The organism is Mucilaginibacter sp. P4_E8 (assembly GCF_056401495.1).
Genome location: NZ_JBFUJG010000008.1, coordinates 1 through 17,744 on the forward strand (window position 1 = coordinate 1; position 17,744 = coordinate 17,744).

Annotated in this window: 11 protein-coding genes; 10 read left to right on the plus strand and 1 reads right to left on the minus strand. The window is 44.4% G+C overall.

The features are described from left to right. Nucleotides 1–706: 706 nt before the first annotated feature. On the minus strand, nt 707–901 hold the full coding sequence (locus tag AC1DRQ_RS05245) for a hypothetical protein (protein ID WP_477422654.1): 195 nt from the start codon (nt 899–901) through the stop codon (nt 707–709). 123 nt (nt 902–1,024) lie between these two features. On the opposite strand from AC1DRQ_RS05245, the gene AC1DRQ_RS05250 reads away from it, so the two are divergent. The 10 genes from AC1DRQ_RS05250 (at nt 1,025) to AC1DRQ_RS05295 (ending at nt 17,728) form a co-directional block, all read left to right on the plus strand. Next, nucleotides 1,025–1,897 carry a helix-turn-helix domain-containing protein gene (locus tag AC1DRQ_RS05250; protein ID WP_477422656.1) on the plus strand — a complete coding sequence of 291 codons (873 nt, stop codon included), beginning with the start codon at nt 1,025–1,027 and terminating at the stop codon, nt 1,895–1,897. 166 nt (nt 1,898–2,063) lie between these two features. Then, nucleotides 2,064–3,389 carry a TolC family protein gene (locus AC1DRQ_RS05255; RefSeq protein WP_477422657.1) on the plus strand — a complete coding sequence of 442 codons (1,326 nt, stop codon included), beginning with the start codon at nt 2,064–2,066 and terminating at the stop codon, nt 3,387–3,389. Between the two features lie 15 nt (nt 3,390–3,404). Beyond that, nucleotides 3,405–4,448, plus strand: coding sequence for an HlyD family secretion protein (locus AC1DRQ_RS05260; RefSeq protein ID WP_477422659.1), 1,044 nt, complete (start codon nt 3,405–3,407; stop codon nt 4,446–4,448). Continuing rightward, nucleotides 4,445–6,100 (plus strand): MFS transporter, encoded by a 1,656-nt coding sequence (locus AC1DRQ_RS05265; RefSeq protein WP_477422661.1) that lies wholly within the window; start codon nt 4,445–4,447, stop codon nt 6,098–6,100. The genes AC1DRQ_RS05260 and AC1DRQ_RS05265 overlap by 4 nt, the downstream gene beginning before the upstream one ends. 80 nt (nt 6,101–6,180) lie before the next feature. Next, nucleotides 6,181–7,086: an aldo/keto reductase gene (locus AC1DRQ_RS05270; RefSeq protein ID WP_477422662.1), complete on the plus strand. Its 906-nt coding sequence runs from the start codon at nt 6,181–6,183 to the stop codon at nt 7,084–7,086. 29 nt (nt 7,087–7,115) lie between these two features. Beyond that, nucleotides 7,116–7,499 (plus strand): nuclear transport factor 2 family protein, encoded by a 384-nt coding sequence (locus tag AC1DRQ_RS05275; protein WP_477422664.1) that lies wholly within the window; start codon nt 7,116–7,118, stop codon nt 7,497–7,499. 854 nt (nt 7,500–8,353) lie between these two features. Then, nucleotides 8,354–9,880, plus strand: a complete 1,527-nt coding sequence (locus AC1DRQ_RS05280) for a hypothetical protein (RefSeq protein ID WP_477422666.1) — start codon at nt 8,354–8,356, stop codon at nt 9,878–9,880. Beyond that, nucleotides 9,870–10,856: a hypothetical protein gene (locus AC1DRQ_RS05285; protein WP_477422667.1), complete on the plus strand. Its 987-nt coding sequence runs from the start codon at nt 9,870–9,872 to the stop codon at nt 10,854–10,856. The genes AC1DRQ_RS05280 and AC1DRQ_RS05285 overlap by 11 nt, the downstream gene beginning before the upstream one ends. Further along, on the plus strand, nt 10,853–14,920 hold the full coding sequence (locus tag AC1DRQ_RS05290; protein WP_477422669.1) for a hypothetical protein: 4,068 nt from the start codon (nt 10,853–10,855) through the stop codon (nt 14,918–14,920). Before AC1DRQ_RS05285 ends, AC1DRQ_RS05290 begins: the two co-directional genes overlap by 4 nt. Before the next feature lie 3 nt (nt 14,921–14,923). Next, nucleotides 14,924–17,728 (plus strand): YncE family protein, encoded by a 2,805-nt coding sequence (locus AC1DRQ_RS05295; RefSeq protein ID WP_477422671.1) that lies wholly within the window; start codon nt 14,924–14,926, stop codon nt 17,726–17,728. The last annotated feature ends 16 nt before the right edge of the window (nt 17,729–17,744 follow it).

Consider the following 17,744-nt stretch of genomic DNA (forward strand, 5'->3'; position numbering starts at 1 on the left):
CAATATCATCCATCGCTTTTTTATTAAATAACTTGTTAATAATTAGATACTTATTTAATAGTGCAAGAATCATACCCCATAGTAAACAACTTATTTATTAATTAAGGTTAAAATTCTTATAATGATTTAATCAGCATTGAAGATGATAAAATAGTTGGGCGGTCTTATTTATTTATAGTGAATAAAGTGGTCTGATTATTGTCTTGATTTAAAAGTAGTTAGCGATAATTATGGCGCTAAAAATTAAACGAGGGGGAGAGTAAGCAGAAATGTTTATTCTCCTTTTTATATTACTGATTTTTGCAACAATTAAAATAATACAAACGTATAACAAGGAGTAGCTCGGAATAATAACTCTTTTAGGTAGATGGATGAGTGAATGGGTAGATTGAAAGAAGTTAGTTTCACAGCTAACTTCTTTTTTTAATTAAGGCCAAAATCAATTCCTTATACAGTAATACCTACGTGTCTTAACTGTACGTAGGTTTTTTTATATCCGTCTATAATTATATCCACAGGCTAAAGCTATTATCTTCAACCCGCTAAAAGCAGACGCAGTTCCGGACCGGCCGTTAAATGAAGTTATCTGGAAAGCGATAAAAGGGTCGCAAAGCCGGATGCCGGAACCACGGAGGAGCGCCTTTGTGAAAATATCCTCAGTTAAAGATGACGATGATTGAGTATGGTTAGTCCGCGCTGTATGTCCTCATTTCGCCGATGAAGGTGCTGATATTGAGCTATCCCATAATTCTTTAGCAGTTAAATTTATTGATACCCGCGCTGATGATATAGATTGCGCCATTTTTGCTTTGCCCGAAGGTTTGGCGGCCGGGGAAAAAACCATCCAGTTCAGCGCTCCAGGTTTTCCTGAGCTGGAACTGGTTGGTTCAATCTTATGCACATTGGTCTGCTGGTTGAGGCTTACGCCGCCTGCTGTAGCGACATTTATGGCCTGAAAGCCTATAACATATTAAAAAAAGACGACAGGGGCAAAAAACACGCTTAATGTTTTAACTTTATGTTGATGGACGGCATAAAAACATTTTCACTTTCAAGACACAGCAGGCTTTTTTCTGTACCCGATCCTAATAAGGAATATCTTTTTGTGAGTTCTGGTAATCGTCCATATCATGAAGAACCCTACCGGGCCGAGAGTTATGCGATTGCATATATTAAAGAAGGCACCGTTAAACTGAATGCTGGCTTGACATCGTGGGATGTTGACGCGCCGTCAATTATTACGTTGGGCCCTTCTGTTATACGATATTTCACTAAAAGCAGCGACCTGTTGAAAATGGATGTTATTTTTTTTAAGGACGGGTTTTTAATGGAAAGGTATGCAGACCTTTTTTTTCTTTTTAAATATGACTTTTTTAAAGATAGTGATCTTATTGTTTTACCGCTGCAATCGTCTTATTTCATTAAAATCAACAAAATATTTGAGCTCATCCAACTAACGCAGGCTACAGGTAACTATCATGAGTCTGAGCTTGTCCGAAGCTATATTTTCGCCCTGGTTTATGAGATAGATGCCTATCACCGGCAACATACTCCCGAAACGCCATCTCCTAAAAAGGGATACCCTTTGTTTAACAAATTCAGGCAGTTGCTGAGTAATAACTATATGCAGGAACACAGGCTTGATTTTTACGCCGACCATCTTCATTTAACGCCCAAATCTCTTTCGGCAGCCATTAAAAAGCAAACCGGCAAATCCGCCGGAAAATGGATCGACGACACCGTGATCCTGGAAGCTAAAGTTTTGCTGCAAAACAAAACACTCACCGTATCGCAAGTCAGCGGGTTGCTGAATTTCTCAGACCAGTCTGTTTTTGGCAAATTCTTCCGGGCTAACACAGGCATGTCTCCGATTGAGTACCGGAAAAAGTTCAATTGAATATTTAATCTCTCCATTTAAATATATAAGCCATTTCGACGAATATTGAGGTGGTTTTGTCTACTTATACCTGTCGTTTAGCCGGAAATTTGTCTTGTCAAAAAAATCAAAAGGGGGTTTTAGATAAGTCATGTATAATTATGTTTACCACAGCAGGAAGCTGTGTTTGTCAGCTACTATTCTATCGCTGGCTATTTTAATATGGAATACAACAATTGCGAATGCCCAGGCCCAACCAGGGAATGGCTACAGACTTAGCCTGGCTGAGGCGGTGCAGTTTGCCAAAAGTCAGAACAAATGGGTGCAAGCCGCCAATATCGAAGAAAGCGCTGTTGGTGAAGACCGTAAAGATGCTTACAACACTGCATTGCCGACGGTTAATGTCAGCGGCTCTTATCAGCGTTTCTCTGACCTTACGCTGTTTACGGAAGGGCTTAGCCACTCCACTACCGGGCCAAGAAAACCGACACCTAATAGTGCGGCTTTAGGCGTTGACGCTTTATTTAATATTTATAGTGGCGGCAGGCAGCGGGCTTTGCAAAAGGAACAAACATCGCGCTTAAATCTGGCAAAGCTGAACACCCGGGATCAGTCTGGAAATATTGGTTTACAAACGGCTAACCAGTACCTTGATCTGGTCAGTCTTAATGACCTGCAGAAATTCATTCTGGATCAGCTGAAAAGAGCACAAACGCGGCTAAATAATATTAACGCGCTTTACAAAAATCAAAAAGTGACCAAAAGCGATGTGTTACGAGCAGAGGTGGCGCGCTCTAACGTTGAGCTTTCCTTACAGCAAAATGAAAATGATATTACCATTGCGAACCAGAAATTAGACGTTTTAATTAATGTTCCTGATTCCGTAAGAATATTACCTATCGATTCTGCCGGAACGCCCAAACCGGAAATCCGTTCACTGCTGCCGCTTATCGAGGCTGCCGGAGTTTCGTCATATAGCGTGCAAAAAGCCGCTGAAAACGTTGAAGTGCAGCGGGCCAGGCTTAAAGGTGTTCAAAGCAATAATAAGCCCAGTTTAAGCTTTTATACTGCTTATGGCTTAAACTACCCAAATTATCTTTTCTTTCCGCCGGTTAATCAAGCCTATGCAATCGGTTTCGTGGGTCTGAAGGCGCAGTACAGCATCTCATCGCTGTACCACAATAAAAGTAAGGTGGCCGCAGGCAAACTCCGGGTAAAAGAACTCGAAGTGCAGCAAGAGGCTTACAGCGATAATGTGCGTACGGAGATCAAGTCCTATTATATCAAGTATGCAGAAGCGCTCACCAGGATTTCGGTCAATGAGCACTCTGTGGAGCAGGCCCGGGTCAACTACCGCATCGTAAATACCAAATATTTAAACCAGCTGTCCTTACTAACAGATCTGCTGGATGCGGACAATCTCTACCAGGAATCAAGGTTCAATTTGATCAGGGCCCAAACGGATGCGCTGGCTATTTATTACCATATTCTTTATACCAGCGGGAATTTATAAACAAACAATTAAAAAATGAAAAAAGAGAATCATAAAACACATCCGGGCAACATTGTCATTACGATTATTGCGGTAGTTGTAACCCTTATCGGGGTAGTGTATTTTTTTCAATATTGGAAATATAGTGAGCATTACGAGGAAACCAATGATGCCCAGGTTGAATCATATATTAACCCGGTCTCTGCGAGGGCCGGGGGATATATTCAACGTGTCAGCTTTAACGAGCATCAGCTGGTTGAGCGGGGCGATACGCTGGTTATACTGGATGACAGGGAATACCGTGCCCAACTGGAGGTGGCTGAGGCAGCGATAGAGGATGCCCGCGCTCAGCTAACAGTACTTGCAGCAAGTATCCATTCGGCCGAAACAGGTACGCATGTCAACCAGGATCAGATCGACGGCGCGCGGGCCAGATATGTGCAGCAGCAGCAGGATATCAGGCGCTACACAAACCTGGTAAAAGAAGAAGCCGCTACCGGTGCAGATCTGGAACAGGTAAAAGCACACTATGATGTGGCGGAAAGCGATTATAGTGCCGCCCAAAATGGCCTAAGAACTAACGAGGCGCGCATAGCGGAGCTTAAAACGCATTTCGCCTTGTTGCAGGCAGATATTAAGCGAAAACAAGCTGCATTGGAGCTGGCACAGCTTAATTTATCTTATACCATTATCTGCGCGCCATACTCCGGTAGGTTGGGCCGCAAAAATATTTTAGAGGGCCAGCAGATCCAACCCGGGCAGCCACTGGTGAGTATCATTAACGAAGGCGATAAATGGATTACCGCAAACTATAAGGAAACACAGGTTGCTGGTATGTACGTAGGCCAACCTGTGGAGATACGTGTAGATGCCATAGATGGTAAAGTATTTAAGGGCAGGATCATGGCTATTGCGGGCTCTACCGGTTCTCGTTTCTCTCTTTTACCGCCGGATAATTCCACCGGAAATTTTGTGAAGATCATCCAACGGGTACCTGTAAAAATTGAATTTACAGACGCACAAGCTGGCAATGTGATTCCCGGTATGAGTGTAACCGTAGCCGTTAAAAAAAGATCATGATCATGAAGCCGGTTTATTTTAAAGATTGGATAATTGATTGGCACTGGGGAGTACGCATTGCGCTGTTGCTAATGTTACTATCTGGTTTGGTGCAGCTGGGTATGTTTGTGCTAACCCAGAATTATATGGTCGGTTACCTTGGTGCGCAGCCCGAAGATATTCAATTTGGTGTGATGGCAACCTATGCCGGTATTATCACTGTTATACCGGTACAATTTCGATTTTTCAGGTATTTCGATACGCGGGGCTATTTATTGGTTAGTACAATGCTGGCCATCATGTTGAATTGTATTTGTATCCACTGCCAGGATATCAATTTATTTTTAGTTATCCGGTTTCTGCAAGGCATTTTAACAGGCAATGTGCTTGTATTTACGCTGCTGCTGATCTTTTCGCGCTTGCCCTCAGAGCGTGTGAAAACGATAGCCCCGGCGGTATTTTATGGCGCGATACTGAGCAATACGGTTGTGATCGGTTTAGTTGCCGGCGTGGTAGTAGAATCTGCTGACTGGAAAGTAACCTACGATTACCTGATCCTGTTTCAATTGTTGACACTCATGATGATGTTGCTGATGTTAAGGCAGTCGTCCGGGCACAGGCGTTATCCTTTATATCAAATTGATTGGGGCGGAATGGTCTTATTCGCCTGCGGCATGCTGGCACTGGCTTATACGCTTATTTACGGTTCCAGGTATTATTGGTTCGCCGACCCACGGATACGTTGTAGTACGTTTGCCACCGTGATTGCGGCCTTGTTATTTTTGTACAGGCAGCACATCGTCAAAAGACCGGTAATTCACCCGGGCGTGTTTAAATCCCGGAATTTTGTGATCGGGATTTGTCTGCTGGCTATCTATTACGGCAGCAAAGATAGTGTGAACCTGATCTATAACTACGCCGGGGGAGTACTTAAGTGGAGTACACTGCAGGTGATTATACTGAGTTTGTGCAACATCGCAGGAATGGTGATGCTGCTTGTCTTCGCAATCCGGCTGATGCTTATAAAAAGAATTACCATTAAAGTGCTTCTGGTAACGGGATTTGGATTGATGGCGGCATTCAATGTATGGATGAGCTTTTTATTGACACCCGACTTATCTTTTACTAACCTGCTGCTTCCGGTGTTTATTCAGGGTGCTGCATCAGGGCTGCTGTTTGTACCCTTAATGATATTTGTGCTTTCATCAGCGCCTGTGTATACCGGGACTACCGGTTTGGTAATTGCAGCATTTACCCGTTTCACCTCAACTTTAAATTCGTTCGCAGGGTTTTATAATCTGCAGTTGTACTTTAATCAATATTTTAAAGAAGGGTTTCTTGGATACCTAACGTCAGACAATCAAAACACAATTGTCCGCTTGAATGCCTACCGGTCTCTTTATGCTTCAAAGGGGTTTACTTCAGACCAGGCATCGGGTTTGGCGAATACAGCTGTATGGCAAAACCTTACACAGCAAAGCCAATTATTAACAAACCGGGCAGTATTCATGGTGTTCGCCATAATACTGTTTGCTGTAGCTATTGTGATACTGGTCATTCCGGCAATTGGCAAAACGGCTATCTATTGGAAACGTATGGTGATGCCGTTTAAGGAGGAGCAAAAACGGGAATTATCACTCCCAACTGTTTATCTTATTAAAGAGAAGGTTTAAATTTCGTTTTTTACTGCGTAGATTTAATTAACCTAATCCAACCCCATTAACAAAGAAAAAATATAATAAAAGATATCATTATGCAGACAACCAATAACTCCATTCATATGCCCGTCCTGGGGTTTGGTACCTTAATTCCCGATGCGGCCGCGACGATAAGTGCTACCAGGGACGCGCTGGAAGCTGGATTTCGACACTTCGATTGTGCGGAGCGATACCGAAACGAGAGTGAGGTGGGCGAGGCGTTGCAGGCAGGAATTGCTGCTGGTGGTATTGCCCGCGAAGACATCTTTGTTACCACGAAGTTGTGGAACACCAATCATCGGCCTGAGCGTGTTGAACCGGCATTCGAGGCGAGTTTAAAAAGGCTACAGCTCAACTATCTGGATCTCTATCTCATTCACACTCCATTTGCATTTCAACCAGGGGATGAGCAGGACCCACGGGATCAAAACGGCAATGTCATTTACGACCTCGGCGTGACTTTGCTCGACACCTGGCGGGCAATGGAGAGACTCGTGGACGGTGGCAAATGCCGGGCTATCGGACTGTCTGACATCGGTTTAAACGAACTGTTGCCCCTCTATGAAGCGGCGAGAATAAAGCCAGCTGTGATCCAGGTGGAAGCACATCCATATCTGCCGGAAACGGAGCTTCTGGAATTTTGCAAGGAGAAGGGTATTGTACTTTTGGCTTTTGCGCCATTGGGTCACGGAATAAAGCCGGGGCCGCTCGAAGATCCAGTTGTTTTGGCCATTGCCGCGCGAGTTGGAAAGACGCCCGCACAGGTGCTGTTGGCTTGGGCGGTGCAGCGTGGCACGGCTTTGCTTACCACGGCCAGGACTGCGGCCCGTGCGCGAGAGAATTTCGATATCGCTCCTCTGCCAAAAGACGCGTTTGATGAAATCAGTCGCATTCAGACCAGGCAGAGATTCAATCAAGTAGTGAATACTGGCGTACCGGGTTTCATCCCAAAAGTAATTTAAACGGAAAAATCAAATATTAGGAGCGGCCCATGGAAGAAGAACAAATACGCGAAACCCTGAATGCGCATTGGCACGCGTCGGCAGTCGGCGATGTAAACGCGGAACATGATATTTACGATGACAATGTTATATGTGATTATCCCCAGTCAGGCGAACGAATTGTCGGACGAAGCAATTTGCAGGCCTTACGGAGTCATCATCCAGGTAAGCCGTCAGGCTTCAATGTAAAGCGGATTCTGGGAAAGGGTAATCTCTGGATCACAGAATACACAATCACCTATCAGGGGCAACCCGCATATACCGTGAGCATTATGGAGTTCCGCAACGGTAAGGTTGTGCACGAGACACAGTATTTCGCAGATCCCTTTGAGGCGCCGGCCTGGCGAAGTCAATGGGTTGAGCAGATCATGTGACGCTACATTGAGGCAAAATTGATGGAAGGTCTACTACTGCGCTGATTCGGACAAAAGAGCGGCGGTTACAAATAACTTCACTAAAAGTCGACTCCAAAAAAGATAGCTAACGTTATCAGATGGGTGTAACTGGGTATACCTTGTTTTAGGTATAGAAAAAAGGAAACAAATAGTATCTGGTGTTTCCTTAAGTGACCCGGAGGGGTTCGAACTCAAAAAGTGCCTCTATTGTATGGAAGCGCAATATCGAAAATTTACGCAAAATGAAAAACCGTGTTTAATGTATTTAAACGCGGTTTTTGGCCTTTAATACACAATTTTCGAACTCTTTTTTACAAGATTTGAAAGATTTAGCTGCTACTGCAGAGAATACTTTAAGAAAGTTCAGGATAGGTTGGAAAAATAGGAGGCTACAGGAGGAATACCCACTCACAACGTTAATATCTCCGGTTTTCATTACAACGCCCCTTAAAAAGCTAATTATTAGCGCTAATCCTCCTTTTGTAAGGCTTGTTTGACCTTTTTTTCTTCGCTTAATAAGCGGTTTTAACCCTTTTTTTTGATGCCCCTTACGTTGACCTTTAAGTAATGAAAATGCATCACCAATATGATGATCTTTTCATCGGAAATCTGGTGAATGATTTAGGTGTGCGGGCGAAAAAGCAAGTTGTCCTGATAAAAATCAGATAGCGGGAAAAGTCAAATTGGCGCAGCTGCTACATCAGTTGTCCGGTATATCGCCCTGGGTGATGCATTATTTCTGATGGTGGTAATTATACATTTTCATCTACCGTCCTGCTTTTAAAACATGTAACAGTTTCCCAAAAGGAGGCTGCAAATTCAAATCATAAGGTATGCTTATTAAAGAGATCTATTCAGATGAGAGTCCGCTTAAGGGAAAAATCATCTTTCAGCAAAACCAGATACCACCGTTAAATGCCGGTAAAGGTAGTATCACCGTCCATCAAACCGTTTCAAGTTCTAACGGTGATGTGCCGAAAACCACTTATGAAAGCCTAAATCAATTTGCGGTAAATGGTCCCCGGTTTATGTTGCCCGTTGGGGCTATAACATCAGTTTTCCCGCCTGAAAATGCACAGGGCGACTATGCAAGGGTATTGCCGCATGTTTGTTTTAACCGGGCCACGCTGCCCTGGGAACGCACGGCGGCAGCATCATCTGCCCAGGGTTTACTCGCGGCGGCAGACCAGGCCCCATGGCTGGGTATCCTTTCTGTTTTTGATACCGACGTGGCCGTTAAAGTGTCGCAGATTGAGGTAAGCGGACTTGTAAAATCTCCGTTAACATCCAATAAAGATGCCGATACGTTGCCGGCGCATTATTTTCATCCTAAATTTACGCCCGACCCAACCACAGAAAAGTATACCGATAAATGCCTGGTTGTGGATATACCTGTAGCCCTGTTTAATAAAATAGCTCCTTGTGAGGCAGACATGCCCTGGTTGGCACATGTGCGGGAAATACAGCCGAGCAATACACAGTCGGCCCGTTACCTGGAACGGTTGAAGGCAATATCTGATCAGCAAACATTACCTAAAATATCAACAGTAATTGGCAACAGAATGCCGCGGGCCGGAGCAAAGAGTACCGGTTACCTGGTATCTTTTGAAAATTGGGACTCTTATCTGCCAGGTGAAGATTGCCTGCCTAATGGAACCCGGGAAAGCAAGCTACCTGCCGGTACTACCCATGTGCGACTGGTGCTGTTTAAGCAGTGGGACTTTTACGCTATAGACCGTTACGCTAAAGGCCGTAATCAAAGCTTTTTTGGCTATCTGCTTCACCTGAACGATAAAGGTAATAAGCATCATAATAACGACCTGTTGCAGTTACAGCCCGATTATGAGCCCGGTAATGCAGGTAATGCGATAAACAATGCCTTTAATATGGGCTATGCCCCCTTGAATCACCATACCCGGCAGGGCGCTAATACCGTATCCTGGTATCATGGGCCGTTTGTGCCGTATGATGTGAAGGAAAGTAAAATTGATCTGCCTGTAAATGGGCCCGACACTTGTACGGCTTACAACCCCGATACGGGTATGTTTGATGTTTCTTATGCCGCCGCCTGGCAACTTGGACAATTGCTGGCCTTGCAGAATGGCAATTTTGCACAATCGCTTTACAATTGGAAATGGGATAATACACGCGATGCCATTGCAAAATTCGAACAGGAGATCATCAGCAAAACGCTGAAAGAGATAGTAGATGAACAGGCCGGCCCACACTCGCAGGAACAACTGTCGGAGGCGACAGGATTAAATGCCCAAGTCGATCTGCTAAACCTGATGAATGCTGGTTTAAGTAAAATTTTATCACAATTTATAGCCAATAAAGACAACTATTCTGATGAAAATTGATAAAGCGGTGTTACTGGAAACACTAAATAACCCGGATGAGCTAAAAAGGCTCTGGAGCCTTAACCGCCCGCTTAGGGCTTCTAATAATCCGGAAAACACTACAGAGCATAACCTAGCCGACTGGCTTGGCCGGCTTAAACTGCTGCATGGTGTACCCTTTAACTACCTGGTACCCGACGTTGATATGTTGCCAATGGAATCGATAAGGTTCTTTCACTGCGATACAACGTGGCTCAATTACCTGGTGGAGGGCGCCTTGAGCATTGGCCGTTCGGCATCGTCAGATAATGCTCATGATAAGGCTTTCCTGCCGCGGCTCCATATGTTTTCGCGCCGGGCTATGAAAGCAGAACGCGGCAATGTGTTAGGCCATTTATTAGGCCATTTAAGCGAGACCGAGCATCGGTTATTGAACGCTGAACCCAACAAGGCTCCTGAGATTATCACCGGGTTTCTTTTACGTTCAGGTATAGTAAGCGATTGGGAAGGGTTACAGGTTGCCGCTTTTACGGATGCCGGGCAAAAGCACCCCTGCCAGTTGCTGCGTATGGATCACCTGAGCCCTAATGTATTGCTTTGCATGTATGAAGGCGTAGTTAAAAGCATCAGGATAAACGAACAGCCGGAGGGTATGCATTTCGGCTTTGAGAATCCAGATACTAAGGATCCAGATAAAAAGCCGGCTTCGCTTGAGAAATCATTTCGTTACCTGGTGGATAAGCAGGAAAGCGGACAGGAAGCCCATAAAGCGGGTACGCAAGTAGATACGGCAGTTGCCCCGGCGTTAAAAGCCGATGACTATACATGTAAAGATAGCGGTGTTGTGCAAATAAATAAGCTGGTCACCGTTATGGCGGAGACGCTTAAAGAAAAAGTTGGTTATCAGGACTCATTTACGGCAGCCGAGTTTGCACTCGAAATGGTTGCAGGTGCAGAGGCAGTTAAGTTCATTATAGCAAAAGCCGATATAATATGAAAAAAAAATTAGAAGCAGATGGCATTGGTTTAGTTGTTCCGATGAACATAGAGGCTATGTGCGTTGCCGAAAATGTAGGGCCAAAGTTTCAGCCCGAGCCTTATGATTTTAGACTATTGCCCGAAACAGGAGGCAAAATAAGGCCATTTCTTAGCAAAGAAGTGATGACCACCGATTTGAGGCCGATGGGTACAGGCGTGCATTTGCACTGGGCCCTGCCTGACGGACTTACCAAAGGTGCCGCCCGGCAGGATGGAGAGGGAGCAATTGCTTTTCCGAAAACTCCGGACAGGTGGCTGGTTACCCGCATTTTTTCCGATCTGTCAAATGCGGCAAAGCCGGTGAATAAGATAAAATCATGGGTTGTGGAAAGCAACTATGTGTCTAAGAACCGCCCGGATCCTAATCGCCCCAGCATGGCAGTTCCATTTAAACCTGATGAGGACAAACATCCGGATGATCATCAGCAGTTTCGATACCTGGGCCGCGTGCTGGAGTATGAAACATGGCGTTCAAATTATTTGCAAAACGCAAACGATTCGTTGAATAACAACGATAAATATGCCAATGGATTAAGCGCGGTGGGTTATGGTTCGCCCACATTTTCCGCATCTTATGCCACCAGTAAAAGCATTTTCGGTTTTTTTGATATCGATAAGGATCTTGCCAAGCTTGGTAATGACATTATGCTGTCATACCAGGTGGTTGGCTGGTATCATAACGAAGGCGACGATCCGGTAAACCAATTGCCGCTGCAATTTAATCAGGTTGATTTTGATGGGATATTGGAAGCTGCATCAAAGGAGAATAAACTCACCCTCAATCAATTTTACAAGATATTTATTGAGGATGGCGCGTATGTTTTAGTAAAAGATATCAGCGCTGAGGATCAGCTGCGGGTCATCAATGCCCTTACTTCGTCCGGGTTTGATTTCCTGGGTAGTTTATTAAGCAGGTGTAAATGGTCTGTTCCTTCAGGTACGGTCGAAACAAAGCCGCAGGTTACCCATACGCTTTTTACCGGTCTTATCAGTAATGTAAAATGGAACCGGGATAAGAGCGCTTTTAAACCTCTTGGCGACGAGATGCGTATTGCTATAGGGGATACGTCATCGCAGGCGCTTGCGGCCCTTATCGCCAAGGTAAGCGATCTATCTGATCCTGCATTGGTAGAATGGTTGCTTAATGCCTTGCAATTGGGCAAACTAAAAGATCTCAGCAAGCTCCAGGAGGGTGACCGCATTGAGCAGCTTAACATGGCGCTGCACACCAGCGGGTACAATTCCTCCGCAGGCGGCGAATTGTGGGAAGTAACCAAAGTTGACGATAAAGACAAGGATGATCAGCGGAGTTTAAAAAGTCTGGCCCAAAATATGGGCGCCGATCTTAACGAGTTGAACAAACGCCAGTTTGCCTATGACCAGGGATTGAATGAGATCGAGTCGGCACGTAAGCAGATCTTTATGGATTGGTACCGGTATATACAGGTATTGCGCAGAAATCCTGATACGCCGCCGCCACATGGGTTAAGTGCCCGTGATATCATGATATTTATTACGAAGCAAATAAAAGCGCTCGAAAATAAGACGAAGGCTACTAATCAGCAATCAGTCAACCAAAAAGCCGAAGAGATCAGGCGGAAACTGCCTAAGGGTTACCAACTGGTTACAACATCTGCATTGCGTTACTGGCAGCCTGCCGAGCCTGTGATTTTGTTTCATGGCGATGAAATTACCCCACCGGAACGCTACGGCGGCGACGGTCGTTTTATGCCTGATAAATCGTTGGTATGCCGGCTTTCGTCTCAATTGATTAATAAGGCTATTATTTCAAAAGGTGCAGTAGGTAACAATACCGAACTTGTTTTCAGTAAAGGAAATTTGCCACACCTTCCTCTTAATATGCCATTGCAATATGCAGAGCAGATTTATGCGCTATTTACAGAAAGCTGCCTGGTAAACCCTATGGTTATGAGTGTGCTTTGTAAAGCCGCCGGGGCAATAAACACGCAAAACAGCATTGAAAAAGCCATTAAAGCAGAACGTGATAAATCGCTGACACCGGCGGTTCCGGCCCTGATTACCGCAGGCACAATGGATGAAATCAGCGGCACAATCAGCGCAGCTGATTATGCCTTCTTACTTAAGTTTTATAAAAATGAAGGGGATAGTTATGCCTTAAAGGTATCCGAAGCAGACATTGCCGAAAAAGATCTGAAGCGGTTACAGTATATCCTGATCTCTGCTTCTGTAACTCCCGAAAGTTTCCTGCACTATAGTGGTATAGTGCCTTCCCTGGTTTATTTTGTGGAATGGGATAATAATCCGTGGCTGCCTTATCTGCTAACATGGAAAGTTAATTATTATCCGGTTGCAGAAATTAAGCCGGATTCGGATAAGGATATCAACTACCATCCCGACTTCATAACCAGCAAATTTGAACTTGGGTATGCAGATAATGAATTTATGGGCGAGCCTGGAACAATAACTCAAACCTTCAAAAACTCCATTTTCCTGACTCCGCATGCCCAGGAAAATTTTCAGGAGCAGATACAAAAATATATTGATGGGCAGCCTTTAGACAAGGTAGACAAAGAGAAACTTGAAGAGATAAAGGAAAAGCTGAAAAAGGTGGGTTCTGTCCTTTCGCAATCGCTCAATGGATTTAATGATGGTTTGGTGATGCGTGACCAGGTGATGCAGTTGCAGGTAACAGATTTGGTAAATGATGATTACCAGGACTTTACTAATGAAGATGTGCGGGACGTTGTAGCTAATCTGTCAAAAAGCGCTCCCAAACCGTCTGATTATTACAACCCTATACGTGCGGGGTACATGAAAATAGATTCTGTCACCATTGTGGATGTATTTGGCTATACGCTTCAGCCAAGTATAAAAACGTATGGTAAGATCATCATCGCGGAAAATTTAAAATCGCACAAGGATAAAAAAGATGATTTTGTATACCTGGCGCCAAGGATAGCGCAGCCAAGCCGGTTGCAGTTCAGGTGGCTTGCTGCCGAGCATGATAACATGGAAACCAACTCGCATCCGGATACCACGCCGATATGCGGCTGGATCATGTCCAATCATCTTCAGCCGGGTCTTTGGTTTTATAACGCAGACGGAACTCCTATAGGTACCCTGACGCTTTCTGAAGATCGGAAAAATGTATTGTGGCAGGCCGCCCCGAAAAAAGACGCCGCATCAGACATCTCCCTAACCAATTATTTTAAATCTGAAGACGGGCAAAAGGTAAATAATGAAATAAAAAATATCATGCTTGCGCTGTACAATGATCGTAACGGCGCTTACCTTGACGATTTTCTGCGTGCAAACGATGTTGCTTTCAGAGCTATAAAACCGGCAGGCCAACAGCAAACGGGCAGTAATGCTGTACTGATGAGTTCGCCTATTGCGGTTGCGCAGGCGAGTTTAGGCATTCAAATCAAAGGCTGGCCGGCATACAGCAACGGCTGGGCCGACCTTAAAACAGAGATTGACCAATCACGGGTGTACCCGGATCGGATTGAGAACGGATTTACAAACGTTAAGTTCCCGGTTCGCCTTGGCAATAGCGCGCATACTAATGATGGCCTGTTGGGTTTCTTTAAAAAAGAGGACAACTATGGGGTTTACCGCGCGAGAGAAGCAGGGGGATCATTGTCTGGGCACGTTGTCCAGTCGACAGATAGCGATGTTGAACTGGCACTGCGGGACCCGCTGCGCGAAACAGTAGTAACCCTGCTGCTTGATCCGCGCGGATCGGTACATGCCATAACCGGAGTGTTGCCCGCAAAGGCTATTGATATCCCGCCTTCACAATACGCAGACGCGTTAGACAATATTCAGATAGCATTTTTGACCGCCCCGGTACTTTATGATACGGGCAATCCGGCCATGCCGATGCCTGCCCAAAGCGGGGGCGAATGGGCCTGGCTGCATAAAGAATTAGAGGAATGGGCCGAATCGCAGGTACAACCGGTAGATGACCAGGCCAGATTAACCGGTGTACCGCAGGAAATACGGGAAGGGTGGCTGTTATTAACCAATTTTAGCAAGTAAAACATGGCAAAGATATTTAACGAGAAAAATTTTATTGTGGTTAATAAGAACAACAAAAACGACCTGTTCCGTACCGACGATCCCACTGTTAACCAGCTTACTTTCAGCTTTGAAAACATATCAACAGCGGATGTAATATTTAAGGTTGGCGAAAAAACATCAGCTATTCAGTTTAATATGGCTTTCCTGAAAAAAGATAATGATGACCCGGTAAAGGATTTCATTATCAGTCTGCCTGAAGGCTGGAAATGCGATTTGGATATAAATTCTAAAAGGAAATATGCGGAATGGAAGCTTACACCCAAAGGCGATGTAGTAGTGGCCCCCGGTCAGAAACTCAGTTTTGTGATCAAAAATATTATTTGTAAAAGCTTTGATCCTGGATATTTTTCTATAAAAACCACTGATATACCGGATTACGAAAATGTGGAACCTCCTATAATAAAGGGGATTACCGTAAAAGATCCGGATAAAACCAAAGACCGCCTGCCTCTTGTTGCCGGGTTTACCGATCCGATACACCCTGTAAACAACCAAACAGGGTTTCCTTGCAATAACACTAAAAGCGGCAGAACTCAGGAAATTACTCCCAATCGCGAAGCAATTCCGATTTATATCAATTACGATCCATTTGCAAAAATAAAAAACGGTTTCAAACTGATTCTTACCGCCGAAGACGATATCGTTATCCCTGAGGTTACCGATGAGACCAGGAAACCAACTATCAGGGTGATGTTCATGTTTGGTTCTTATCCTTACGAGGTAACCACGCAAAGTAAAGGTAACGATATCGAGATCAATGCCAATCAAACCAAATGGATGGTAAGGCACAATGACGACAATCCTTTTTGGGAACTTATTCCTGAACCGCAAACAATAAACCAGTACACAACTTTTTCATTCAATGTTCGAGGTATAGTAACACCGGAGCAGGCCCTGCAAGGGGTAAGCCTTATGTATGTGCAGGTTAACAACTTTGGCGCCTATGCCGATGACGTATATAGGTTTCAGATAGAGAAAAAATCGGTGGTAAAGCCCGGTATGATTAGCCTGCAAAGAGACGCGGAGACCATCAACATTGGCGAAAATCTTAAACTCTGTTGGGATTCATCGCTTGCAAGGATGGTTGAAATTACCTACGAGACCCGAGAAAGAGAACGCGTGGTTTTAAGTACCGCGCCAGGGCCGGGCGAACACAAGATTGAGCTGACACAGTGTGAATTTGAAGCGCTGCCTGTGCCACCAACGGCGCTGGTTACTACTTTTAAGGCCACGGCTTATGGCCCAAACGGTTCCAAATCAAGTTTAAGTGTTGCGGCCAACGTAAAACAGCGTATAGCAGAAATTGTCTCATTTACCGCTACGCCGAATGTAATTAAGAAAGGTGTAGCCACGAAAGTGACATTTGCATGGAATGTGCGTGATGCCAGTCAGTTAAAGCTGTTTAAAGGCGATGTAGAATTAGATATCAGTAAAAGGGAAATTGAAATTGATGGCCCGGGTGAGTATAAGTTGGTGGCCCGCTCTTATGGTGATGAACTTCCGAATGTAAGTAAAACGATAAAGATATATGCGTATGATAATCTTACAACTATACCATTTAATTTCCCGGGTGACAGCCCAGGGGACCGGCCAAGAACACTACTGTATAACCTTTTCTTACCTAATGATGAGGGTAAGACTTTTAAGTATTTAATGGCGCATTGCGGGCGAGATGAGATGTACGCGATTCATGCCGAAAAGAAAGGGAGGGTCGGGACATATTCTACCAAAAGAGATTGCTTTGCGCTTGAACCGATAGAACAAAAGTTATTGCCCCTTTACAGTACACGCCCAGGACACCAAACGGGTGTTTATTATATTGTAGGTGCCCTTATTGTTCCTATGCCTTTCAGGCTGCCAGATTCTGAAGATATCGCAACGCCAATGAGGTTTTCGCCCGATGGCAGTAAGCTTTTTATAACCTACAATTCCACATCTTCGACCCGTGAAAATGAGATTAATGTTAATACCGGCGTAATTTCCGGCCCGCAACGCGCAACTTATTTTGAAAGTGATGGAAAGCTTCCGTTACCAAAATTAAAGCCCGGACTAATGAATGAACTTATAACGGATGGCCCTACGCTTATCGGTTTTGATGCAAGCAATTCATCGGTATTTTATATTTCATATAATGATAAGCGTATCCATTGCGCGAATTACAAAACGGAAGGTCAGATCTCCTTTACAAACGTAGATCTTAAATACGACAAGACTATTCTCATGACAGAGCCAAAGCCGCTGTCGGCTAAACATAAGATGTATTTAGCTTCCGAAGGTCAAAACTTTATAACCGTATTCCTAACCGATAAAAAATGTCTTGACGAAAAACTGATCGACGTTGGCGGACAACCATTTGATATGGTGCTGAGTAATGATGAAAAAACTTTGTACGTGGCTTGTATAAAAGAAAATAAAGTAGTGGTAGTAAATACCGAAGACGGTTCGAGCAAAGCCGTTTATGCATCCATCAATACACCGTCATGCCTTACATTGTCAGCAGATGAGGATTTGCTATTTGTAGGCAGTCATCGTACAAGAACACTTACTGTAATCAACCTGAAATTAGGTACGGTGGGTACGCCTGTTTCTACAGGCGCGGCGACCGGAAATCCAATGGTTACCACAATTATCGAAACTAAGGAGTGCTACAATGTTTACGTTACAAAGGAATGTTATTCAGAACGTACCAGGTGGGGTGCCACAGACGTAATTACACCAAATACTCAACTTAATATGAGTGTTGTATCCATTTATAAACCGGTATAATCATATTTTACAAATC

What these genes read in the sequence shown, in the direction of transcription:
- AC1DRQ_RS05250 (WP_477422656.1), top strand. Translation starts at nt 1,025, where the DNA reads ATGGACGGCATAAAAACATTTTCACTTTCAAGACACAGCAGGCTTTTT.
- AC1DRQ_RS05260 (WP_477422659.1), top strand. Translation starts at nt 3,405, where the DNA reads ATGAAAAAAGAGAATCATAAAACACATCCGGGCAACATTGTCATTACG.
- AC1DRQ_RS05265 (WP_477422661.1), top strand. Translation starts at nt 4,445, where the DNA reads ATGATCATGAAGCCGGTTTATTTTAAAGATTGGATAATTGATTGGCAC.
- AC1DRQ_RS05270 (WP_477422662.1), top strand. Translation starts at nt 6,181, where the DNA reads ATGCAGACAACCAATAACTCCATTCATATGCCCGTCCTGGGGTTTGGT.
- AC1DRQ_RS05275 (WP_477422664.1), top strand. Translation starts at nt 7,116, where the DNA reads ATGGAAGAAGAACAAATACGCGAAACCCTGAATGCGCATTGGCACGCG.
- AC1DRQ_RS05280 (WP_477422666.1), top strand. Translation starts at nt 8,354, where the DNA reads ATGCTTATTAAAGAGATCTATTCAGATGAGAGTCCGCTTAAGGGAAAA.
- AC1DRQ_RS05285 (WP_477422667.1), top strand. Translation starts at nt 9,870, where the DNA reads ATGAAAATTGATAAAGCGGTGTTACTGGAAACACTAAATAACCCGGAT.
- AC1DRQ_RS05290 (WP_477422669.1), top strand. Translation starts at nt 10,853, where the DNA reads ATGAAAAAAAAATTAGAAGCAGATGGCATTGGTTTAGTTGTTCCGATG.
- AC1DRQ_RS05295 (WP_477422671.1), top strand. Translation starts at nt 14,924, where the DNA reads ATGGCAAAGATATTTAACGAGAAAAATTTTATTGTGGTTAATAAGAAC.